The sequence below is a fragment of the Actinophytocola sp. genome (genome assembly GCF_035634895.1).
Lineage (GTDB): Bacteria > Actinomycetota > Actinomycetes > Mycobacteriales > Pseudonocardiaceae > Actinophytocola.
This window is the reverse complement of record NZ_DASQCC010000033.1, coordinates 1-21,447: the sequence shown is the minus strand read 5'-3', so window position 1 is coordinate 21,447 and position 21,447 is coordinate 1. Positions and strand designations below refer to the sequence as shown.

The 21,447-nt window shown below is 71.4% G+C and carries 18 protein-coding genes; 11 read left to right on the top strand and 7 right to left on the bottom strand.

All coding sequences use genetic code 11. The features are described from left to right. Positions 1–39: 39 nt before the first annotated feature. The 5 genes from VET29_RS05385 to VET29_RS05365 all read right to left on the bottom strand — a co-directional run bounded on the left by VET29_RS05385 (position 40) and on the right by VET29_RS05365 (position 3,223). The gene (locus tag VET29_RS05385; RefSeq protein ID WP_324915433.1) at positions 40–738 is read right to left on the bottom strand and encodes a MerR family transcriptional regulator; all 699 of its coding nucleotides are present in this window, start codon (positions 736–738) and stop codon (positions 40–42) included. A gap of 142 nt (positions 739–880) precedes the next feature. Continuing rightward, positions 881–1,327, bottom strand: a complete 447-nt coding sequence (gene garA, locus VET29_RS05380; protein ID WP_324915431.1) for a glycogen accumulation regulator GarA — start codon at positions 1,325–1,327, stop codon at positions 881–883. Positions 1,328–1,410: 83 nt separating this feature from the next. Next, a complete protein-coding gene (gene gcvH / locus VET29_RS05375) occupies positions 1,411–1,794 on the bottom strand; it encodes a glycine cleavage system protein GcvH (RefSeq protein WP_324915427.1) in 384 nt (127 codons plus the stop codon). Further along, complete coding sequence (locus tag VET29_RS05370) at positions 1,791–2,426, bottom strand: CDP-alcohol phosphatidyltransferase family protein (protein ID WP_324915425.1); 636 nt, start codon at positions 2,424–2,426, stop codon at positions 1,791–1,793. The genes gcvH and VET29_RS05370 overlap by 4 nt, the downstream gene beginning before the upstream one ends. Before the next feature lie 20 nt (positions 2,427–2,446). After that, complete coding sequence (locus tag VET29_RS05365; RefSeq protein ID WP_324915422.1) at positions 2,447–3,223, bottom strand: class I SAM-dependent methyltransferase; 777 nt, start codon at positions 3,221–3,223, stop codon at positions 2,447–2,449. A gap of 115 nt (positions 3,224–3,338) precedes the next feature. Here VET29_RS05365 and VET29_RS05360 point away from each other — a divergent pair, with 115 nt between their 5' ends. Further along, positions 3,339–6,104: a helix-turn-helix transcriptional regulator gene (locus VET29_RS05360; protein WP_324915420.1), complete on the top strand. Its 2,766-nt coding sequence runs from the start codon at positions 3,339–3,341 to the stop codon at positions 6,102–6,104. A 6-nt stretch (positions 6,105–6,110) separates the two neighbouring features. Here VET29_RS05360 and VET29_RS05355 read toward each other — a convergent pair whose 3' ends face one another. Then, positions 6,111–7,772 carry an MFS transporter gene (locus VET29_RS05355; protein WP_324915449.1) on the bottom strand — a complete coding sequence of 554 codons (1,662 nt, stop codon included), beginning with the start codon at positions 7,770–7,772 and terminating at the stop codon, positions 6,111–6,113. Positions 7,773–8,092: 320 nt separating this feature from the next. Then, complete coding sequence (locus VET29_RS05350; RefSeq protein WP_324915417.1) at positions 8,093–8,308, bottom strand: hypothetical protein; 216 nt, start codon at positions 8,306–8,308, stop codon at positions 8,093–8,095. Between the two features lie 143 nt (positions 8,309–8,451). On the opposite strand from VET29_RS05350, the gene VET29_RS05345 reads away from it, so the two are divergent. The 10 genes from VET29_RS05345 to VET29_RS05300 all read left to right on the top strand — a co-directional run bounded on the left by VET29_RS05345 (position 8,452) and on the right by VET29_RS05300 (position 21,116). Beyond that, entirely contained in the window at positions 8,452–9,285 is an 834-nt protein-coding gene (locus VET29_RS05345) for a crotonase/enoyl-CoA hydratase family protein (protein ID WP_414636449.1), read from the top strand. A 13-nt stretch (positions 9,286–9,298) separates the two neighbouring features. Further along, positions 9,299–11,008: an AMP-binding protein gene (locus VET29_RS05340; protein ID WP_324915409.1), complete on the top strand. Its 1,710-nt coding sequence runs from the start codon at positions 9,299–9,301 to the stop codon at positions 11,006–11,008. A gap of 568 nt (positions 11,009–11,576) precedes the next feature. Next, positions 11,577–13,109, top strand: coding sequence for a DHA2 family efflux MFS transporter permease subunit (locus tag VET29_RS05335; protein WP_324915406.1), 1,533 nt, complete (start codon positions 11,577–11,579; stop codon positions 13,107–13,109). Further along, the gene (locus VET29_RS05330) at positions 13,090–13,704 is read left to right on the top strand and encodes a TetR/AcrR family transcriptional regulator (protein WP_324915403.1); all 615 of its coding nucleotides are present in this window, start codon (positions 13,090–13,092) and stop codon (positions 13,702–13,704) included. Before VET29_RS05335 ends, VET29_RS05330 begins: the two co-directional genes overlap by 20 nt. Positions 13,705–13,717: 13 nt before the next feature. After that, positions 13,718–14,941 carry an MFS transporter gene (locus VET29_RS05325; protein ID WP_324915401.1) on the top strand — a complete coding sequence of 408 codons (1,224 nt, stop codon included), beginning with the start codon at positions 13,718–13,720 and terminating at the stop codon, positions 14,939–14,941. A gap of 8 nt (positions 14,942–14,949) precedes the next feature. After that, positions 14,950–16,530 carry a MoxR family ATPase gene (locus VET29_RS05320; RefSeq protein WP_324915399.1) on the top strand — a complete coding sequence of 527 codons (1,581 nt, stop codon included), beginning with the start codon at positions 14,950–14,952 and terminating at the stop codon, positions 16,528–16,530. After that, complete coding sequence (locus tag VET29_RS05315) at positions 16,518–17,522, top strand: hypothetical protein (protein ID WP_324915397.1); 1,005 nt, start codon at positions 16,518–16,520, stop codon at positions 17,520–17,522. Before VET29_RS05320 ends, VET29_RS05315 begins: the two co-directional genes overlap by 13 nt. Beyond that, complete coding sequence (locus VET29_RS05310; protein ID WP_324915395.1) at positions 17,519–19,204, top strand: hypothetical protein; 1,686 nt, start codon at positions 17,519–17,521, stop codon at positions 19,202–19,204. Before VET29_RS05315 ends, VET29_RS05310 begins: the two co-directional genes overlap by 4 nt. Next, positions 19,201–19,746 (top strand): hypothetical protein, encoded by a 546-nt coding sequence (locus VET29_RS05305; RefSeq protein ID WP_324915393.1) that lies wholly within the window; start codon positions 19,201–19,203, stop codon positions 19,744–19,746. Before VET29_RS05310 ends, VET29_RS05305 begins: the two co-directional genes overlap by 4 nt. After that, entirely contained in the window at positions 19,743–21,116 is a 1,374-nt protein-coding gene (locus VET29_RS05300) for an AMP-binding protein (protein ID WP_324915391.1), read from the top strand. The genes VET29_RS05305 and VET29_RS05300 overlap by 4 nt, the downstream gene beginning before the upstream one ends. The last annotated feature ends 331 nt before the right edge of the window (positions 21,117–21,447 follow it).

Genomic DNA, 21,447 nt, shown 5'->3' with positions numbered 1-21,447 from the left:
GCTCTGGTGCCCGAAGAGGCCAACGCCCTGATCGACAGCTTACTTCCCGGCGATGCCGCGGAGCCCCGCCTTGACCAGAAGTGTGTGCAGGCCTACCGACAGTGCGGCCAGCTCGCGGACCATCTCGTCGACTCGGCTGTCGTCCTTGCGCACCGGCGACACGATCTGCTCGACCAGCCCGACCTCGCGGTCCGCCGCCGCACGGAAACCACGCAGGTGCCGGGGCTCGATGCCGAACGCGGCCAGTGCCCTGGCCGTCCTGGCGATCTGCGCGGACACCGTGTCGTACAGCCCGGCCTCACCGGTTCTGATCAGGCCGAACTGCTCCAGCTCGGCCAGCACGGACGCGTCGATCCCGGCACTCGCGAGCAGCTCCTCGCGAGTCATCCGCCGGATCGGCGCCTCGGCGAAGTCGTCGGCGGTCGGCAGCCCGTCGGTCGCCACGGCACGCAGCACACGTGGCCGGTCGGGGGTGCCGTCGGCCGCGTCCAGCTGTTCCTTGATGACCTTGAGCGGCAGGTAACGGTCGCGCTGCGCGGCCAGGACGAACCTCAGCCGCTCGACGTCGGCCGTGGTGAACTGCCGGTACCCGGAGGCGGTGCGGGCCGGCCTTACCAGCCCTTCCGCCTCCAGGAACCGGATCTTCGAGATCGTGACGTCCGGGAACTCCTCGCGAAGCCGGCCGAGCACCGCACCGATGCTCAGCCGGTCGCCGATTGGCCGCCCGGCCGCCGTCACACCGACTCCCTGTGTCGCTCTGGCTCGCTCCGCCCGCTGCCCGAGTGGTCCGGGAAGACGGCGTCGTCCTGCGTGCGCGGGCCCGGGTTCATGCCGGGCCCGCGTTGCTCGTCAGTCCAGCGCCGCCGACCACTCAGGACGACTAGTGTGCGGTGGCCCCGGTGAGGAACACCAGGCGGAACTTGCCGATCTGCACCTCGTCGCCGCCCGCGAGCACGGCCGAGTCGACCGGCTCCCGATTGACGTAGGTGCCGTTGAGGCTGCCGACGTCGATCACCACGAACTCGCCACCCTCGCGCCGGAACTCCGCGTGCCGACGTGAAACCGTGACATCGTCGAGAAAGATGTCGCTGTCAGGATGCCGGCCCGCGCTCGTGGTGTCGCGGTCGAGCAGGAAGCGCGAACCCGCGTTCGGCCCCCGCTTGACGACGAGAAGAGCCGAACCAGCCGGCAGAGCGTCGACACCGGCTACCGAAGGCTCCGGTGGTGGCTGCTCGTTTCCCTCGGCGTCGAGGAAGTCGGCCCGGAAGACGGACGTCCGCTCCGGCGACTGCTCCGGCGGCACGCCGGGCCCGTCGTTGGTGCTCACCTGAGCTCTCCTCCTGCTGGTCCTACTTCGTACGCACCAAACCTACCGTGCGCGATCAGGGCTCATGGAGGTGACTCCCCTGATCAATCCTTCTCGGTCAGCTCCTGGTAGGCGGCGGCGTCCATCAGCTCGTCGAGGGCGCTCAGATCCTCGGCGTTGATCTCCACGATCCAGCCGTCGCCGTAGGGGTCGGAGTTGATCAGCTCGGGGCTGTCGTCGAGGGCGTTGTTGACCGCCACGACCGTGCCGGACAGGGGCGCGAAGATCTCCGAGACGCTCTTGGTGGACTCGACCTCGCCCAGCGGCGTGCCGGCTTCCACCGTGGCGCCCACCTTGGGCAGCTCGACGAACACGACGTCGCCCAGCTGGTCCTGGGCGTAGGCCGTGATGCCGACGCGCACGGTGCTGCCCTCGGTGACGGTCAGCCACTCGTGCTCGTCGGTGTACTTGAGGTCTTCCGGCGTCACTGAACTTCCTCCGCGCTCGGGGTTTGGCCGAATGGTAGAGGTGGTGGGGCGGATGTGCTCGCGCGCAGTGCCGCACGCGTCTGCACCACGTAGAGCAGCCCCGACCAGACGAACAGCACGCTCCCCCACACGACGAACGCGTACGCGAACGGGCGCGCGATCGTGGCGAAGTCCGAGCCGCCCTGGGCGATCAGGAGCAGCGGCATCGCGTACATCAGGTTGAACGTGGCCGCCTTGCCGATGTAGGTCACCTCGGGCGGGCCGAAGCCGGCCCGGCGCAGCAGCCAGATGCAGACCGCGACCAGCAGGTCCCGGCCGACCAGGACCAGCGCGAACCACAGCGGGATGATGCCCCGCAGCACGAACGCGACCACCGTGGCCAGCGTGTACAGCCGGTCGGCGGCCGGGTCGAGGAGCGCGCCGAGACGGCTGGCCTGGTTGAGCCACCGGGCGATCTTGCCGTCGGCCCAGTCGGAGACGCCCGAGTAGACGAGCACGGCGAGCGCCCAGCCGTCCGCTTCCGGACCGAGCAGGAGCCACAGGAACACGGGAACCAGCGCCAGGCGGATCACGCTCAGCAGGTTCGGGATGGTGAGCCACCGGTCGGGCAGCTCCTCGGGCGGGGAGGCCATGCCCGCAGCGTATTCGCCGGTCAGCGCGGCGCGCGGGGGAGGCTCCACACCGGCGCGGCGGCCACGGCGTACCGGAACGTCTTGGGCAGCAGGACGGCGCCGTCCGGCGCGGCCACGGGGGCCGCCGACTCGGCGAACGCGTCGCGCACCTTCGCCTCCCCCACCAGCCGGACCGCACGCTGCATGTCCTCGCCGCGGAGCATGGCCGACCACGCGGCGCCGGTGCTCGGGTAGTTGGCGGTGAACCGCACGTCGCCGCCGCCGCGCACGGCCAGCCCGGCGGACCGCAGCTCGCCGTCGAGACCGTCGTCGGTGCCGGTCGCGGGTGGGAGCAGGCCGAGCCGGCGCAGGTGGCCCGCGAACGCCTCGGTCCAGCAGCCGGACGGTCGGACCCAGCGTCCGACCGCGACCAGACCGCCGGGCCGGACCACCCGCGCCAGCTCGGTCAGGACGGCGCCCTCGACCGTCCTGGCGGTGACCACGTCGAACGTGCCGTTGTCGAACGGCAGGTCGTCGCCCACGTCGGCGACCCGCAGATCCGCGTCCGGCAACGCCCAGCGGGCGATCTCCAGACGTGCCACGGCGGCGTCCGTGCCGGCCACCAGCGCCCCCCGCCGCTCTGCCGCTCGCAGGAACAGACCCACCCCGCAGTCGACGTCCAGCAGCCGCAGCCCGTCGACCGGCCCCAGCGCGGCGAGCACCGCCTGGTGCAGCGGCCGTTGTGCCTGCTCGGGCAGCGGCGGCCAGTCCTGGCCACGGTCCGATAACGGGTACCCGTCGATCGTGGTGGTGATCATGTCGTGCTCCCTGTGTCTCACCGGGGTCAATCCTGGCCGGACCAGGGGTGACGCACATTGGGCATTGCCTCAGATCGGCCTTACCGGTGACTTAGGCGGGACGCATACTGTCCGCGTGTCGAGACGGGTGTCGGTACCTGAGCTGATCGGCCGGCAGGCCGAGCTGGCCGTACTGGCCGGCGCCCTGGCGGACGCGGCCGCCGGCACCGGACGGCTCGTGCTGGTCGAGGGCGACGCCGGCGTCGGCAAGACGCGGCTGGTGCAGGAGTTCGCGGACCAGGCCGCGCGGGACGGCGCGACCGTCCTGTCCGGCGGCTGCCTCCAGCTCGAGGCGGACATCCCCTACGCGGCGTTCGACGAGGCGCTGCCCGGCACGTTCTTCACCGGCACACCCGACCGGGCCAGCGAGTTCCGCCGGGTCGCCGAGACGATCGCGAGTGCGGGACAGCCGGTCGTGCTGGTCCTGGAGGACCTGCACTGGGCGGACGCGTCGACCCGCGACCTGCTCGTGTTCCTGCAGCGGGCGTTGCGGCACGCGCCGGTGCTGCAGGTCGGCACGGTCCGCACCGGCGAGGTCGGCGGCGACCACCCGGTGGCCGGGATGGTCGCCGAGCTGGCCCGGCTCCCGCACGCCGAGCGGCTGCGGCTGTCGCCGCTGACGCCGACCGAGACCAGGGCGCTGGCCCGCGGCCTGCTGGGCGTGGAGCCAGGCCGCGAGATGGTGACGGTGCTGGTGTCCCGGGCCGAGGGCAACCCGTTCTTCACCGAGGAGCTGATCGCCGCCTGGCCGGCGCCGGGTGAGGTGCCCCAGACCGTGCGCGAGGTGGTGATCACCCGGCTCGCGCGTCTGACCGAGGGCGCGCGGCAGCTGTCCCGCCTCGCCTCGGTGATCGGGCGGACGGTGTCGCACGACCTGCTCGCCTCGCTGGCCGAGCTGTCCGACGTGGACATCGCCGGCTCGGTGCGGGACCTGGTTCACCACGGTCAGCTCGTGGCGGGCGAGGACGGCTACGCGTTCCGGCACGCGTTGATCCGCGAGGCCATCTACGCCGACCTCCTGCCGGGCGAGCGCCGGGACGCCCACGCCCGGGTCGCCCGGCTGCTGGCCGCACGGCCGACGCCGGTGGCCGAGCTGGCGCACCACTGGGACGCCGCGGGCCAGGTGGACGAGGCGCTGGCGGCGTCCGTGCGGGCGGCCGAGTCCGCGAGCGCGGCGTTCGCGCCTGCCGAGGCACACGCGCACTACGAGCGGGCGATCCGGCGGTGGCGGGAGGCGACCGCGCCGGAGCCGTTGACGGGGTTGGACCTGGACACGCTGCTGGAGCGGGCCGCGGCGGCCGCGAGCATCGCGAGCCGCAACCGGCGGGCGGTCGAGCTGACGCAGCAGCGGCTGGCGCTGCTGGACCCCGTGGTGGCGCCGGAGAAGGTCGCGGTGGCGTACGCGGAACTGGCGCACCGGGCGTGGGCGTCCGCGGACTGGCCGCTGGCCCGGTCGGCGAACCTGCGTGCGCTGGAGCTGGTCCCGGCCGACTCGCCGGAACGGATGGCGATCATGGCGCACCGGGCGGGGCTGGCGATGCTGTCTTCCCAGCACCGCGACGCGCTGCGGTTCGCGCGTGAGCTGCTGCCGGTGGCGTCGGCGGCCGGCGACAGGGTCACCTACGGCCGCGGCCTGATGGTGTTGGCCATCTCGTCGATCGGCACGGGACACGTGGACGACGGCCTGTCGTACCTGCGCCAGCACCTGGCGCTGGCCAACGAGATCCGGGTGCCGCGCATGCTGGGCGTCAACTACGCCAACCACCCCGAGGCGCTGGTGTGGGTGGACCGCCCGGAGGAGGCGCTGACGCTGGCCCGCGAGGGCATCGCGCGGGCGAGTGAGTTCGGCTTCGACTTCTACCTGCTGCTCATCGTGGGCAACCAGGTGCGCGCGCTGGCCGAGCTGAACCGCTGGGACGAGGCGCTGGACGCCGCCGAGGACCCGGCCGACCAGGCCGCGGACGCCTTCACCCGGCTGCCGATGGACCTGGCCCGCGCGGACGTGTACATCAAGCGCGGCGAGGTGGCCGCGGCCGGCACGCTGCTTTCGGCGTGCGCGTCCGTCCTGACCGGCCAGGACGACGTGCAGCACGGGACGGAGCTGTCGGCGCTGCAGGCGTTGCTGGCGCTGCGGGAGGGCCGCTTCGCCGACGCCCGCGCTGCGGTCGGTGAGGGTCTGCGGGTGGCACTGGCCGCGGACAACCAGCACCGCTCGGCCCGGGTGGTGTGGGTGGGCGTGCGGGTGGAGGCGGACCTCGCCGACGGGGCGGCGCGGGCCGAGGAGATCCTGTCGGCCGGCGAGGCCCGCCTGGCGGCACTGGAGACGGACGGCGCCCAGCTGCTGCCGAGGACCCGCCGGTACCTGGCGCTGGCCCGCGCGGAGCTGACCCGGTTGACCACGCCGGCACCCGAGGCGTGGGCGGCGGTGGATCCGGCGCACGACCGGTTCCTGCTGGCCTACCAGCGGTTCCGCTGGGCGGAGGCGGTGCTGCTGACGCGTGGTGCCCGGCAGCGGGCGGTGACCGCGCTTACGGAGGCGGCGGCCGTCGCGGCGGAGCTGAGGGCCGCGCCTCTCGCCGCGGACATCCAGGCGCTGGCGGACCGGGCCCGGATCACGCTGCCGGTGGCCCAGGTGCCCGTGGCCGAGGACCCGGACGGCCTGACGGCGCGGGAGGCGGAGGTGCTCGCCCTGGTGGCCCGCGGCCTGACCAACGCGGACATCGCGGCGGAGCTGTTCATCAGCGTGAAGACGGCGAGCGTCCACGTGTCGAACATCCTGCGCAAGCTGGGCCTGAAGAGCCGGATCCAGGCCGCGGCGGTGGCACAGCGCCGCGGCATGTGAAGCGGTTTACGACGCGGTCTGGGGCGTCGTCGCCGCGGGCGCCGCGACGGCCGGCGCGTCGACCACGCCGGCCTTGCCGCTGCGGGGCCGGCCGAACCACGAGGCCGCGGCGGCGACCAGGCTCGCGACGATCGCGAACCAGAACGCCACGTGCAGGCCGTCCGCGAACGGCTGCGTGATCAGGCTCGGGAAGAAGCTCTGCCCGGTCAGGAAGCTCGCCTGGTCCGGCGGCAGCCCGCCGAGTGTCCCCCCGAGCAGGTGCTGGATCGGGTTGTAGCCGAGGAACGCCGCGAACAGCACGCCGACCGCCGGCAGCTGCGCCACCTGGTCCGCCGCGGCCGCCGACACACCGTGGGAGGTCAGGCCGGTGCTCATCGCGGTCGGCAGCGACGACGACAGGCCCGCGATCATGAGGCTGAAGAACACGCCGATCGACAGCACCATCGCGGAGTTCTGGAACGTGGCGGTCATGCCCGCCCCGACGCCACGCGCGTTGCCCGGCAGCGCCGACATGACCTCGGCCCGGTTCGGTGACGTGAACATCCCCATGCCGATCCCGTTGACCACCAGCACCGCGGCGAACAGCGGGTAGGAGAAGTTCACCGGCAGCTCGGTGAGGAGGAAGAACGTCACCGCCGTCAGCACCATCCCGCCGGTGGTGAAGAACGCCGCCCCGCGCCGGTCGGACAGCATGCCGGACAGCGGCGCGGAGATCAGGAACCCGACCGTCATCGGCAGCATGTAGATGCCCGCCCACAGCGGGGTCTCCTCGTAGGAGTACCCGTGCTGCGGCAGCCAGATGCCCTGCAGCCAGATGATCAGGATGAACTGCAGCCCGCCCCGGCCGAGCGAGGCCATCAGGTTCGCGATGTTGCCGAGGCTGTACACCCGGATCCGGAACAGTGACAGGTTGAACAGCGGGTTGGCCACGCGCCGCTCGATCCAGGCGAACACCCCCAGCACCGCGACACCGCCCACCAGCGCGCTCAGGACCCAGGGGTTGGTCCATCCCATCGAGTGACCGCCATACGGCTGGAGGCCGTAGGTGATCGCAACCATCACCGCGATCAGGCCCACGCCGAACGTGATGTTGCCGCCCCAGTCCAGGTGCGCCTTCTGGCGCTCGGAGGTGTCGTGCAGCCGGAGATACGCCCAGATCGTGCCGATCACCCCGAAGGGGACGGACACGAGGAACACCCAGTGCCAGTTGACCGGCGCGAGCACCCCACCCATGACCAGGCCGAGGAACGACCCGGCGACCGCGGCGACACCGTTGATCCCGAGCGCGAGGCCGCGCTGGTTCGCGGGGAACGCGTCGGTCAGGATGGCGCTCGAGTTGGCCATCAGGAACGCGCCGCCGACGCCCTGGACCACGCGCCAGCCGATCAGCCACAGCGCGGCCGCGTCGCCGGTCATCCAGGTGACGGCCAGCAGGATCGACGAGATCGTGAAGATCAGGAAGCCCAGGTTGTACATGCGGGCACGGCCGTACATGTCGCCGAGACGCCCGAAGCTGACGACCAGCACGGCCGTGACGATCAGGAAGCCCATGATCATCCACAGCAGGTAGCTGGTCTTGGCGGGGTCGAGCGGGTTGATCCCGATCCCGTTGAACACGTCGGGAAGCGCGATGAGCACGATCGAGGAGTTGATCGTGGCGATCAGCATCCCGAGCGTCGTGTTCGACAACGCGATCCACTTGTAGTGCGGGCCGAGTTCGGCGAGCGACCGCACACGCGACACAGTGAAGCCCCCTTCACACAGGTTCCTTAGCAAGGCTAACCCATTTCGTTCACTTTGCTAAAGACCGTGTGGCGAAGCGGACAGTCCCCCGCGAGTCCCGCACCAGAACAGCGCGAGTCCCGCGTTCGGACACACTGAGTCGCGGTTTCATGTAGACCGTTTTGTCCAGACCGTTTGTTTTGTCCGGACCGTACGTATGCACGAAAACGCGACTCGCTATGGGTGAACGCGCGACTCGCGAGTGGTCAGTCCGCGCGGTGGCGGCGGCGGGGGGTGGGTGTCGGCTGCTCCTGACCGTGCGCCGCGGACTCCGCCGGTGGCGCCTGAGACGGTGCCGGCAGGGCCGGTGGTTGCGTCGGCGGCTGCCCGGACGGTTGGGTGGCGCGCGGCTCCGCTCGCTTCGCCATCTCGCGCAGCAGCTGGTCGAAGATCGGCGTCGACATCACGTTCTCCCGTGCCATCCGCGCCCTCCTTAACGTGAAGATCCGCCAGGTGCGGACGGTAATGCCCAAGCCGGCCAAGACTCCCAAACCTCGGCCGCCACGATCGGGGGAACTCGATGGTCGAGTAGGACATACTGCGAGTAAAAGCCGAACGGGTGAGGATGGCAGGCATGACCGACAACCTGGTCTCGCTGAAAGTGGATATCGCGGACGGGGTCGCCGATGTGACGCTTCTGGGGCCGGGAAAGGGCAACGCGATGGGTCCCGACTTCTGGCGGGAGCTGCCCGTCGTGTTCGGTGACCTGGACCGGGACGACGCTGTCCGCGCGATCGTCCTCACCGGCAGCGGCGCCAACTTCTCCTACGGCCTCGACCTGCCCGCCATGTCCGGCGACTGGGCCGGGATGCTCGGCGGCAGCTCCCTGGCCAGGCCGCGCACCGACTTCCTCGGCAGGCTCCGTGAGCTCCAGGAGGCCGTGACCTCGATCGCCGCCTGCCGCAAGCCCGTGATCGCCGCGGTCAGCGGCTGGTGCGTCGGCGGCGGCGTGGACGTGATCGCCGCGGCCGACATCCGGCTGGCGAGCGCCGACGCCAGGTTCAGCGTCCGCGAGGTCAAGGTCGCGATCGTCGCCGACCTCGGCAGCCTGCACCGCCTCGCGGGGATCGTCGGCGAGGGGCACCTGCGTGAGCTGGCCTTCACCGGCAAGGACATCGACGCGGCCCGCGCCGAGAAGATCCAGCTGGTCAACGACGTGTACCCGGACCAGGAGTCCCTGCTGACCGCGGCCCGCGCGCTCGCCGCCGACATCGCGGCCAACCCGCCGCTGGTCGTGCAGGGCGTCAAGGACGTGCTGGGCCACCAGCGTGAGCACGACGTCGCCGCCGGGTTGCGGTACGTGGGAGCGTGGAACGCCGCGTTCCTGCCCAGTGAGGACCTGACGGAGGCGGTGACCGCGTTCGTCGAGCGGCGGGCGCCCAAGTTCAACGGAAAGTAGGAGGACAGCCAAGGTGAGCACCGGAGCCACCGAGACGTTCCGCGCCGCACGGGACTTTCTGCTCGAGCACCGAACCGACTTCCTCAGGGCCGGCGTGGAGTTCGAGTGGCCCGCGCTGACCACGTTCAACTGGGCACTCGACTGGTTCGACGTGGTCGCCGGCGCCGAGCCGACCGCCTCACGGCCCGCGCTGTGGATCGTCGAGGAGGACGGCAGCGAGCTCAGGTGGACCTTCGCGGACGTGTCGCGGCGGTCCAACCAGGTCGCGAACTGGCTGCGCACGAACGGCGTCCGCCGCGGCGACCGGCTGATCCTCATGCTCGGCAACCAGGGCGAGCTGTGGCTGACGATCCTCGCCGCGATGAAGCTCGGCGCCGTGCTCATCCCCGCGTCGACCCTGCTCGGCGCCGCCGACCTGCGGGACCGGGTGGACCGGGGCCAGGCCGCGCACGTCGTGGTGCGGTCGGCCGACACGCCGAAGTTCGCCGACGTGCCCGGTTCGTACACCCGTATCGCCGTCGGCGAGCCGGTCGAGGGCTGGCTGGACTTCGCCGCCGCCGAGGGCGAGCCGGCGGGTTTCACGCCCGACGGCGTCACGAACGCGGACGACACGCTCCTGCTGTACTTCACCTCCGGCACGACCGCGCGGCCGAAGCTGGTGCGGCACACGCACGTGTCCTACCCGGTGGGCCACCTGTCCACGATGTACTGGATCGGCCTCGAACCGGGCGACGTGCACCTGAACATCTCGTCGCCGGGGTGGGCGAAGCACGCGTGGAGCAACGTCTTCGCGCCGTGGAACGCCGAGGCGACGGTGTTCATCCACAACTACGCGCGCTTCGACGCGGTCGCGCTGATGGGTGTGATGGACCGGTGCGGGGTGACGTCGTTCTGCGCGCCGCCGACCGTGTGGCGGATGCTGATCCAGGCCGACCTGACCGTGCTGAGGACACCGCCCACGAAGGTGGTCGGCGCCGGCGAGCCGCTGAACCCCGAGGTGATCGAGCAGGTCAACAAGGCGTGGGGCGTGACCATCCGGGACGGCTTCGGGCAGACGGAGACGTCGGTCCTGGTGGCGAACACGCCGGGCCAGCCGGTCAAGCCGGGGTCGATGGGCCGCGCGCTGCCCGGTTTCGGCATCGCGCTGGTCGACGCGGTGGGCGTGCCGAGCGACGAGGGCGAGATCTGCGTCGACCTGTCCCGCCGACCGGTCGGCCTGATGTCCGGCTACGCGGACGACGAGGAACGCACGGACGAGGTCATGCGCGCCGGCTTTTACCACACCGGTGACGTGGGCGCCCGCGACGCGGACGGCTACATCACCTACGTCGGGCGCGCGGACGACGTGTTCAAGGCGTCCGACTACCGGATCTCGCCGTTCGAGCTGGAGAGCGTCCTGATCGAACACGAGGCGGTCGCCGAGGCGGCGGTGGTGCCGTCACCGGACCCGATCCGGCTGGCGGTGCCGAAGGCGTACGTGGTCCTCACGGCGGGCCACGCCCCCGACGCCGACACGGCCCGGTCGATCCTGGCGTTCGCCCGCGCGCAACTCGCCCCGTACAAGCGAATCCGCCGCCTGGAGTTCACCGACCTGCCGAAGACGATCTCCGGCAAGATCCGCCGCGTCGAACTCCGCGGCCGCGAACACGAGGTCCACGCCGACCCAGAAGCCCGCGTCCCCGGCGAGTACCGCGAGGAAGACTTCCCCGACCTACGCGGCTAACCCCCACCCCCATCCGCGAGTCCCGCATCCAAACACAGCGAGTCCCGCGTTGAGACATAGCGAGTCCCGCGTTCACGCACACCGAGCTGTGGTTTCGTGCAGGTCCTTCCCCCACGCCGCGGCCGCCACCCAGGGCCCGTGTGCACGAAACCGCAGTTCATGGTGTTCGAACGCGGGACTCGGCATGTTTCAACGCGGGACTCGCGGTGGTCGAACACGGGACTCGGCATGTCTGAACGCGGGACTCGCGTACGCGGCTAACGTCCCGTGCCCATCCGCGAGTCCCGCGTTGAGACATAGCGAGTCCCGCGTTCACGCACACCGGGTTGCGGTTTCGTGCAGACCACCCTTCCCCCGCGCTCCGCACCCTGCCCAGGGCCCGTGTGCACGAAACCGCAGTTCATGGTGTTCGAACGCGGGACTCGGCATGTTTCAACGCGGGACTCGCGGTGTTTGAACGCGGGACTCGCGAGTGGTTGGGCGTGGGAGTTGTGGGGTTTGTGCTAGTGGGCTTTTATTTGGGAGTGTACTTTCAAGTTTTAGTTGACTAGTGGAAGGGGTGGTTGGGATGGGTGAGGGGAGTCGGCGGTGGTGGGCGTTGGGGGCGCTCAGTGTTGCTGTGTTGGCTGTTGCGTTGCCGGCGACGATCTTGTCGGTCGCTTTGCCGACGTTGGCGAGGGAGTTGGGGGCGAACGCGGCGGAGTTGCAGTGGATCGTGTCCGCGTTCACGCTCATGTTGGCTGCCGGGGTTTTGCCTGGTGGGCTGCTGGGTGACCGGTTCGGTCGGAAGAAGATGCTGGTTGTCGCACTTTTGATCTACGGGGTGGGCTCGGTGTTCGCGGCTCTCGCCACCGGGCCCGGCATGTTCATCGCCGCGCAGGCGGTGCTCGGGCTCGGGGCCGCGTTCGTCATCCCGCTCGTGCTGTCCGGGCTGACCGTGATGTTCACGCCGGAGGAACGGCCACGCGCGATCGGCATCTGGTCGGTCGCCAACTTCCTCTCCCTGCCCCTGGGTCCGATCGTCGGCGGGTGGATCCTGTCGAACCTCTGGTGGGGCTGGGTCTTCCTGATGAACCTGCCGATCCTCGCGGTCGCGCTGGTCGCGGTGCTCGTCCTGCTGCCGGAGTCCCGCAGTCCCGAACGCCCGTCCATCGACCCGGTCGGCATCGCCGCGTCGAGCCTCGGGCTCGCGGCCCTCACGTTCGGCGTGGTGAAGGCCGGCCAGGACGGCTGGGGCTCGGCCGGCGCCCTCGGCGGCATCGTGGGCGGCCTCGTGATCCTGGCCCTGTTCGTGTTGTGGGAGAAGGCAAGGGGCACCCGCGCGCTGGTCGATCTCCGCCTGTTCGACGACAAGCGGTTCACCTGGGGCACGATCATCGCCGGCCTGGGCATCTTCGCGTTCTTCGGCGTGCTGTTCGCGGCGCCGCAGTACTTCCAGGGGGTACTCGGCACCGACGCGATGGGCAGCGGCGTCCGCCTCCTCCCCCTGCTCGGCGGCATGATGGTCGGCGCGGGCGGCGCGGACCGGATCGCCGCGAAGGTCGGCGCCAAGGTCACCGTCGCCGCCGGCTTCGTGGTCCTGGCCGGCGCTCTCGCGCTCGCCACCGCCACCACGGCGACCAGCGGGTACGGCCTCGCCGCCACCTGGACCGCGATCGGTGGCCTCGGCGCGGGCCTGGCGCTGGCCACGGCGTCGAGCGCGGCGCTGTCCACCATCGACGCCGACCGCGCGGGTGTCGCCTCCGCGCTCATGCAGGCCGTGAACAAGCTCGGCTCCCCGCTGGCCGCCGCGATCCTCGGCAGCGTCCTCAACGCCGGCTACACCAACCACCTCCCCGCACTGCCCGCGCAGTTCGCGGACACCGTGCGGGACAGCGTGTTCGCGGGCGTCGCCGTGGCCGAGAAGCTCCACGCGACCGCCCTGCTCACCCAGGTGCGGGCCGCGTTCGTCACCGGACTGGGCCAGCTCGCCTGGGTCGCGGTGGGCGTCGCGCTCGCCGGCGCGCTGCTGACCCTGCTGTTCCTGCCCGCGCGGGCCACCCGGGTCGCGAAGCCAGGGTCGGCACCCGCAGAATCGGGTCATGACGTCGTTGTTCGGTAGACCGGCCGCGGAGCCGGCAGGCGGACTGCGTGAGCGCAAGAAGGCGAAGACCAAGATCGCCATCCAGGCGCACGCGGTCCGCCTGTTCCGTGAGCAGGGCTACGCGGCGACGACCGTGGAGCAGGTCGCCGAGGCGGCGGAGGTCTCGCCGAGCACCGTGTTCCGGTACTTCCCCACCAAGGAAGACCTGGTGGTGACCGACGACTACGACCCGATCGTCTTCGCCGCGTTCCAGGCGCAGCCGCCCGAGCTGACCCTCATCCAGGCGTGGCGGGCCGCGCTCCGTGAGTCGTTCGAGCAGATGACGGAGACCGACATACGGACGCAGTTCGACCGCGGCCGGCTCCTGCTGTCCGTGCCGGAGCTGTGGGGGGCGACGCTGCACGACACCCAGAAGACCCTGGAGATCATCACCAGGCTCAGCGCGGAGCGGGTCGGCCGGTCGCCCGACGACCCGGCCCTGCGGGCGACGGTCGGCGCGATCTTCGGCGTGATGCTGACCGCGGCGCTGGACTGGGTCCGGCTCGACGACCCGCGGGTGAGCGAGAACCTGGACGACGCACTGCGACTGCTGGACGAGGGCCCGCTGCGTTGAGTAGAACTCCCGCATGGGGGTTCTGTCGCACGCGCGGTTCCGCTGGCTCGCGGCCGCCCGCACCACCGGGTACCTCGGCAACGCCGCCGCGCCCATCGCGCTGTCGTTCGCGGTCCTGGACCTGACCGGCTCGGTCAGCGACCTCGGGATCGTCGTCGGCATCCGGTCCATCGCCAACGTCCTGCTGCTGCTCGCCGGCGGTGTCCTCGCCGACCGGCTGCCGCGTGCCTGGCTGTTGCAGGGCTCGAGCCTGGCCGCGGCGGCCACGTCCGCGCTGATGGCCGTCGCGGTGCTGACCGGGTTCGCGTCGGTGCCGCTCCTGGCGGTGATCGCGCTGGTCAACGGCGCGGTCGCGGCCATCGCCCTGCCCGCGTCGGCCTCGATCACGCCGGAGACGGTGCCGGCCGAACTGCTCCAGCCGGCCAACGCGATCCTGCGGATCGGCACGAACACGGCCGCGATCACCGGCGCCACCGTGGGTGGTCTGCTGGCGGCGAGCGCCGGTCCCGGCTGGGCGATGGTCGTGGTGGCGGCCGCGTTCCTCGTCGAGGCCGGCGGTTACCTCAAGGTCGGCGGCACGCGGGTGAACCGGCCCCGCACGCACCCGCTCACCGACCTCCGCGAGGGCTGGTCGGAGTTCGTGTCCCGGCGCTGGGTGTGGGTCGTCGTGTTGCAGTTCATGATCGTGAACGCGGCGATGGTGGGTGGCGAGCAGGTGCTGGGGCCCGCGGTCGCGGACGAGACGTTCGGCCGCGCGGGCTGGGGTGTCGCGCTGGCCTGCCAGACCGTGGGCGCGGTTGCGGGCGGGCTGCTCGCCACGCGCTGGCTGCCCCGGCGGGCGCTGTTCGTCGGGGTCGCGCTCATCGTGCTGATGGCGCTGCCACTGCTGGCGCTGGGGTTGGCCCCGCGGCTCGTGGTGCTGCTGCCGGCGTTGTTCCTGTGTGGTGTGGCGATGGAGCTGTTCACACTCGCCTGGGACCTGTCGCTGCAGCAGAACGTGCCGGGCGACAAGCTGGCCAGGGTGTACAGCTACGACATGATCGGCTCGTTCGTGGCGGTGCCGGCGGGACAGCTGGCGGTCGGGCCGGTGGCGCTGGCGGTCGGCTCGTCCGCGACGCTCGTGGGCTGCGCGGTGCTGATCGTCGCGGTCACGCTCGCGGCGCTGACCAGCCGGGAGATCCGCACACTGCGCCGAGTTTCCCGCACACCCGACCACACCGTGCCAGAACAGGCATGATGTGGCGAGTGGACGCACCCCCAGCCGCCTACCGGCAGGTCTCGCAGGCGCCGACCCTCCCGGGTGGACAGGCGCACGAGCCCGACTTCGACGTCGCCGCCCTGTACGAGACGCCACTCTCGACCGGGGCGCCGGCCGGCGCGCTGCCGCTGGACGAGAAGCTGCGGCAGGCCTACTTCTGGATCGTCAACCACGCCATCATCAGCCCGCACTACGACATGGAGTTCGCCGACGGGCCGTCCCCGTCGGTCACGCTCGGCGACAGCAAGGCACGACTGACCCTCCCGAGTGGACAGAGTTACTCCAGCTTCGTGTTGGTCCCCCTGCTGACGTTCGCGGTGCGTCGCCGGTGCCTGCTCGTCGGTGGCCCCGGTCGGGGGAAGACCGCCAGCGCGATCCTGATGGGCGTCCTGGCCGGCTACCCACTGCGCGAGGTCCGCAGGTCCATGCAGCACGGGCATCCCCAGCTGACGATCTCCGACCTGCTCGGCACCCCGCTGCCCGCGGACCTGATCAAGGCCGAGCGCACGCAGGACATCGACATCGCGTGGCGCAGCTGGCTGTCCATGCGCGTGAAGATCATCGACGAGTACAACCGGATCCCGACCCGCACGCAGTCGGCGCTGCTGACGCTCATGTCCGACGGGTACGCGGAGGTGTTCGACCAGATCTACGAGTCGACCGACGCGGCCTGGTACCTCACCGCGAACGACGACGCCGGCGGCGGCACGTACCAGGTGATCGAGGCGTTGCGGGACCGGATCGACGTGGTCGTGCACGCGTTGTCGTTCAACTCCAGGTTCCTCGGCGAGCTGGTCACCCGGATCGAGCAGCGGCTGCGCCCGGAGGAGCTGGTGCCGCCGGAGATCGTGTTCTCCGAGGCGGAGCACGAGCGGATGTCGAACGAGATCCTGCGGGTCCGGCTGTCCGACCCGGTGCGGCGGCGGCTCGAGTTCTTCGCCGCGCAGTTCGAGCTGCTGGAACCGGCCGGCGAGCAGTTCGAGTACCGCACCAAGGACACCGCGAAGCTCGCCGGCGTCGAGCCGCGGCTGCTCGCGGCCGGTGAGTCCGGGCGGGACCGGATCGCCGACATCGGTTCGCAGACCACCGCGGGGCTGTCGGTGCGGGCCCTGCAGAGCGTGCTGCACTACGCCAAGGCGCTGGCGTACTTCCGGGACCGCGACGAGGTCGGGCTCGACGACCTGCGTGCCGTGCTGCCGTACGTGCTGCACGACAAGCTGACCGCCGACGACACCTCACCCGCGTTCGACGAGCCGGGTCACCAGGCCTACCGGACGGACCGGGTCAGCTGGGTCCGGCACCTGTTCGACCGCGCGTGCGCCGAGTACGACCGGCTGGACCTGGACGTGCAGGACCCGGTGGGCGAGCTGCTCGCGGAGTTCGCCGCCGGTCTGGACGGTCTGGACGAGCGGGCCGTGACCGGCAGGCTGGCGAAGATCGAGGCGCTGCTGACCGAGTGGAGCGCGGGCCGCAAGCTGTACGGGCATGTCTACGACGACGCGCTCGCGCTGAAGTACCTGCACCAGCGGTACGTGAACTACCGGACGTGGTTGCGGTGGAAGCGCTGAGAACCTCGTCCCCGCCGGCGGCGAGCAGCCGGTTCCACACCGTGCTCGCGTCCCGGCGGGAGCGCTACAACCAGCAGTTCCGGCTGGCCAGGCACCACGCGCGTGGCCTGGACCCGGCCGAGTTCCTGGCCCACCTGCGGGAGGTCGTCGGCCCGATCGTCGACGCCGTGGCCGGCGACCCCGAGCCGGTGTGCGACGCGCTGGTCGAGCTGTCGCTCGCGCTCGCCCAACGCGGTCGCCTCGGCTCGGCCGGCGCCGTGACCGACGGCCTGCGGCGGTTGCTGCCCGCGATCCCGGCCCTGCTGGCGGCCGAACCGCGACGGCTGCCGGTCGCGGTCGTGAACGCCTTGCACCACCTGGAGGTCTCCCCTACCGGCGACCCGGCCGGCTGGCTCGACACGATGCTGGCGCTGGGCCAGCACGTCACGGGTGTGTCCGAGTTCCTCGACGCGGGCGCGGTCGCCGCGTGGCGGCGAGGTCTGGCGCAGCTACGGGACGCGGCGCTGGCGACGGCGGCCCGGCTGCCCGGCGAGCTGGTGCGAGTCGCACTCGGCACGACGTCCACCGTGGACGTCTCCCGCCTGGCGGCCGACCCGTGGCTGGACCCGTCCCCGGGCGAGCGGGCGGAGGCGCTGCTCCTTGTCCGGCGGGTCGGTGGTTTCCGCGGCTTCGGCGGCACGTTCCGCCGCCCACCGACCGTGTCCACCTCGGCCGGCCGGTGGTACGCGAGCGATGGCGCCGACGCGTGGCGCGTGCAGGCCGACCGGTTCGGCGTGCACCTCGGCCGGGTGGCCGGCATACCAGCCGAGCGCGGCGACGCCGGCCCGCTGGTGTTGAAGGCGGGCGGGATCGTGTACGACACGTCGACCGGCGCCACGCTGGAACTACCCGAGCTGGCCGACGCGACCAGCTGGGCCGGCGCCGGCGGCACCCTGGCCGCGACCACGCCGTGGACCCACGGAATCCTGTTCGTGGCACGGACGGCGGGATGATGGACCTCGCCGAGGAGTGGCGTTCGCACTGGTCGCGGGCACTGCGCACGTGGGGCCCGTTCATCACCCTGCACGACCCGACCATGTTCGGGTCCACCGCGGCCGCGGCGAACGCCGGCCTGACCGGCTCGTTCGCGGCGTTCTCCCTGTACGACCACGAGGTGATGATCGACCTCGCGGCGGTGCGGGCGCTCGGCCTCGAGGACCTGCCGCTGGAGGTGCTGGCGCACGAGGTCGGCCATCACGTGCTGTGCCCGGCGGACCTCACCGACAAGGGCCGGCTGCTGGTCCGGGTCCGGCGTGGCCTGCCCGGCCTGGAGGAGCACGCGCCGATGATCCAGAACATGTACGCGGACCTGCTCATCAACGACCGGCTGCTACGCAGCAGGGGACTGCGGATGGCCGAGGTGTACCGGCGGGTCCGCGGCGCGACGGATCCACTGTGGACCTTCTACCAGCGGATCTACGAGATCCTGTGGGCACTCCCGGCCGGCACCCTCGTCGCCGGCGAGGTGGACCCCGCGATGGAGGGCGACGCACAGCTGGGCGCGAAGCTGGCGAGGGTGTACGCGACGGAGTGGCTGTCCGGCGCGGGCGGCTTCGCGGCGCTGTGCCGCCGGTACCTCGAAGCGTCGGTCGCGAAGCCGGCCGAACACCCGCGGCGCCTGCTGTGTGCCGGCGTGGTGAACCAGGACGAGCAGATCCCGGGCCTGACCCGCGTCGAGGAGGCCGGCGAGGTACTCCACCCCGCGCTGGACCCACGCGTGAACGACTTCGCGGAGCCCGCCCCCGCGGCGCCGGTCTCGGACTCGGGCGCGCAGTACCGGGAACCGTTCGAGTACCGGCAGATCCTGCGACAGCTGGGCCTGGACGTGTCCGCGCAGGAGGCGGCCGCGAGGTACTACCGCGAGCGTGCGCTGCCCCACCTGGTGCCGTTCCCGGTGACGCCGCGTCCCCCGTCGACCGAGCAGCTGCCGGAAGGCCTGGGCACGTGGGACACGGGCGAACCACTGGAGGCGGTGGACTGGCTGGCGACGACGCTGCGGTCCCCGGTGGTGGTGCCGGGCGTGACCACGGTGCAGCGCCTCACCGGCCCGGTCGAGGGCGACGAGCGGGACGAGCGCCCGGTGGACCTGGACATCTACGTGGACTCGTCCGGCTCGATGCCGAAGCCGACGGAGCTGGTGTCGTACCTGACGCTGGCCGGCGTGATCCTGGCGGAGTCGGCGCTGCGGGTGGGCGCGCGGGTGCAGGTGACGTTGTGGAGCGGCACCAACCAGTTCACCAGCACGGACGGTTTCGTGCGGGACGAGCGCGCGATCCTGGCCGTCCTGACCGGCTATTTCGGTGGTGCGACGGCCTTCCCACTCCACGTGCTGCGTGACACGTACCGGGACCGCGACCGCCCCACCCACATTGTCGTGATCTCCGACGACGGCGTGGACACCATGTTCCGCCCGACCGACGAGCTGGGCACCCCGGGCGCGGCGATCGCGGCGGCGGCCCTGTCCGCGGCGCGCGCCGGCGGAACACTGTTGCTGCGCCTGCGTTCCGAGCAGCAGCGGGAGAGGATCGCCGCACTGGCGCCGGGTTGGGACGTGCGCAGGGTGACGAGCTGGGACGAGCTGGTGGAGTTCGCGGCCGCGTTCAGCCGCCGGGCCTACGAGAGGAGCCGCGCATGACCGAGGTCCCGGTGGCCCGGCTGACAAGACGCCTGGCCGACACACCCCCGGACTTCCTGGCCGAGGACGCGGTGGTCGCGGCGGTGGTGGGCGACCTGCTGCTGATGGCGGGCGGTTCGGCACTGCGAGCCGACGAGGCGGTGCGATTCGAGTCCGGCACCCCGAACTGGCGCCGAACGGTGCTGGTGACGTGCTGGCTGCTGGCCGACCCGGCGCTGCTGGCCCGCGGCCCGATGGTGTTGTCGGCCTGGCTGACCGCACCGGACCTGGTGACGTTGTCGGCACTGGTGGACCCGCTGAAGTTCGTCCGTGACCCTGACCGCCGAGAGGAACTGGCCCGCGTGACGATGCGGGCACTGGCCTTGGCCCCGGCCGCCGAGACACCGGAACAGGCCACCGACCGTCTCTCTACAGTGGACAGCGCACGACGCCACGAGGTACTGCTGGCCGCGAAGGTGGCGGAGGAACGAGCGGCAACCGTCCGCAAGGCCATGGAAGAACAACGGGCCCGCGAGGCCGCGGCGAGGTACAGCCAGGTATGACCGCACACGTCGACTACCCGGTCGCCGACTACGAACCAATGGCGGCCACGGCCCTGACCGACGATGAACGGTGGCCACTGCTGACCCCGGCGGCCGCGAAGATGTTGTCGGACCTACGTGACCACCCCGCGGCGCCGCTGTACAACCACGCCTGCGGCGACCGCCTGACGGCGGCCGCACGGGACCGGCTGGTGTCGTACCGTACGCGGCTCGATCGCGGCGTTCCCGCGCCGGACTGGGTGATGCCCCTGGTGGCACGGGTGTACGGGACGGTCCCGAGATACCGGGGCCGGCCGGCACCGACGTCACTGACCGAGGTCCCGACCACGGACCGCCACGACCTGCTGTCCCACGCCGAAGCCCACGTCCCGGACGACGCGGACCTGTCCGAGCTGATCGTCTACCGGACGTCCGGCTCCCGAGGCCCGGCGGCGACCGTGCCGATGACCCCGGAGTTCTGCGCACTGGACCTACCGGTGATGCAGCACGTGCTGGCGAGGTCGGGGGTCCGGCTGGAGGGTGGCCCGTCCCGGGTTTCGCTGGTGAACGTGTACGACCAACCGGTGGCGTACCAGTTCGCGTCGGTGTCGTCGTACCTGGACGGCGCGGGCGTGCTGAAGGTGAACCTCCACGAGTCCGCATGGCGGTCCGAGACGGACCGGGTGTCCTTTCTGGACTCCTGTGATCCCGAGCTGTACACGGGCAACCCGATCTCGCTGGCAAGCCTGGCGTCCCTACCACTGACAACCACCCCGAAAGCCGTCCTGAGCGGAGCGATGGCCCTGGGCGAAGGCCTACGCAAGCGTTTGGCGGCGAGATTCGACTGCCCGGTGGTGGACCTGTACGGCCTCACCGAGGCAGGCCTGATCGCGTGGCGCGAGGGCAACGGCCCCCACCGCCTGCTGCCGAGACGACTGCACGTGGAGATCCTGACCCCGTCCGGCACCCCGTGCCCCCCGGGCGAACGCGGCGAGGTAACGGTGACCTGCGGCGAGAACCCGCTGCTCCCGCTGTTGCGCTACCGGACGGGCGACCACGCGACCCTGTCTGAAGTCGATGGCGTACCGGCACTGCTCAACCTGGAAGGCCGAGACCCGGTGCGGTACCGGGCCGCCGACGGCTCCTGGGTGAACTCGATAGAGCTGACTCATGTGCTGTCGCCGCTGGGCCTGGCGGCATGGCAACTGCACCAGGACGAGACCGGAGCGGTGACGGTCCAGGTCCACGGCGAGGCGGACCCGGCAGCGGTGGAGTCGGCGGTGGGGAGCCTGCTGGGCGCCGTCCCGGTGAAGGCGACCCCGACAGACCTGGCCGGCGACGCGAAGCCGCAGCGCTACTCGTCGACGCTGGCGGGAGCGTTGCTGGCGTAGGTCCACATCTCGGCCATGAGCAGACCGGGGCTTGCATTGCTGCCGCAGGGTCGATACGCGAGCCGAAAGGCTGCTGGAACTCGACTTTGGCGGAGCCCTGAGGGCCTGGATTGCCACAGGCAAAGGGCAAGGCAGGCGTTGGGCAGAGACAACCCGAACGACGGACCAACCGGAACGGCAGGCAAAGCCCGAACGGGAGGCAAGCCAGGCAGGCAAAGCGGGGCATGGAAAGCCCGAACGCCTTGCAAGCCGGGCAGGCAAGCCCGAACGCCAGACAACCCCGAACGACGGACCAACCGGAACGGCAGGGAAAGCCCGAACGGCAGCCAGG

Coding starts and splice junctions, on each gene's coding strand:
- VET29_RS05350 (WP_324915417.1), bottom strand. CDS start 8,308: ATGGCACGGGAGAACGTGATGTCGACGCCGATCTTCGACCAGCTGCTG.
- VET29_RS05305 (WP_324915393.1), top strand. CDS start 19,201: ATGACCGAGGTCCCGGTGGCCCGGCTGACAAGACGCCTGGCCGACACA.
- VET29_RS05300 (WP_324915391.1), top strand. CDS start 19,743: ATGACCGCACACGTCGACTACCCGGTCGCCGACTACGAACCAATGGCG.
- VET29_RS05335 (WP_324915406.1), top strand. CDS start 11,577: ATGGGTGAGGGGAGTCGGCGGTGGTGGGCGTTGGGGGCGCTCAGTGTT.
- VET29_RS05355 (WP_324915449.1), bottom strand. CDS start 7,772: ATGCTGATCGCCACGATCAACTCCTCGATCGTGCTCATCGCGCTTCCC.
- VET29_RS05310 (WP_324915395.1), top strand. CDS start 17,519: ATGATGGACCTCGCCGAGGAGTGGCGTTCGCACTGGTCGCGGGCACTG.
- VET29_RS05325 (WP_324915401.1), top strand. CDS start 13,718: ATGGGGGTTCTGTCGCACGCGCGGTTCCGCTGGCTCGCGGCCGCCCGC.
- VET29_RS05345 (WP_414636449.1), top strand. CDS start 8,452: ATGGCAGGCATGACCGACAACCTGGTCTCGCTGAAAGTGGATATCGCG.
- VET29_RS05365 (WP_324915422.1), bottom strand. CDS start 3,223: ATGATCACCACCACGATCGACGGGTACCCGTTATCGGACCGTGGCCAG.
- VET29_RS05330 (WP_324915403.1), top strand. CDS start 13,090: ATGACGTCGTTGTTCGGTAGACCGGCCGCGGAGCCGGCAGGCGGACTG.
- VET29_RS05370 (WP_324915425.1), bottom strand. CDS start 2,426: ATGGCCTCCCCGCCCGAGGAGCTGCCCGACCGGTGGCTCACCATCCCG.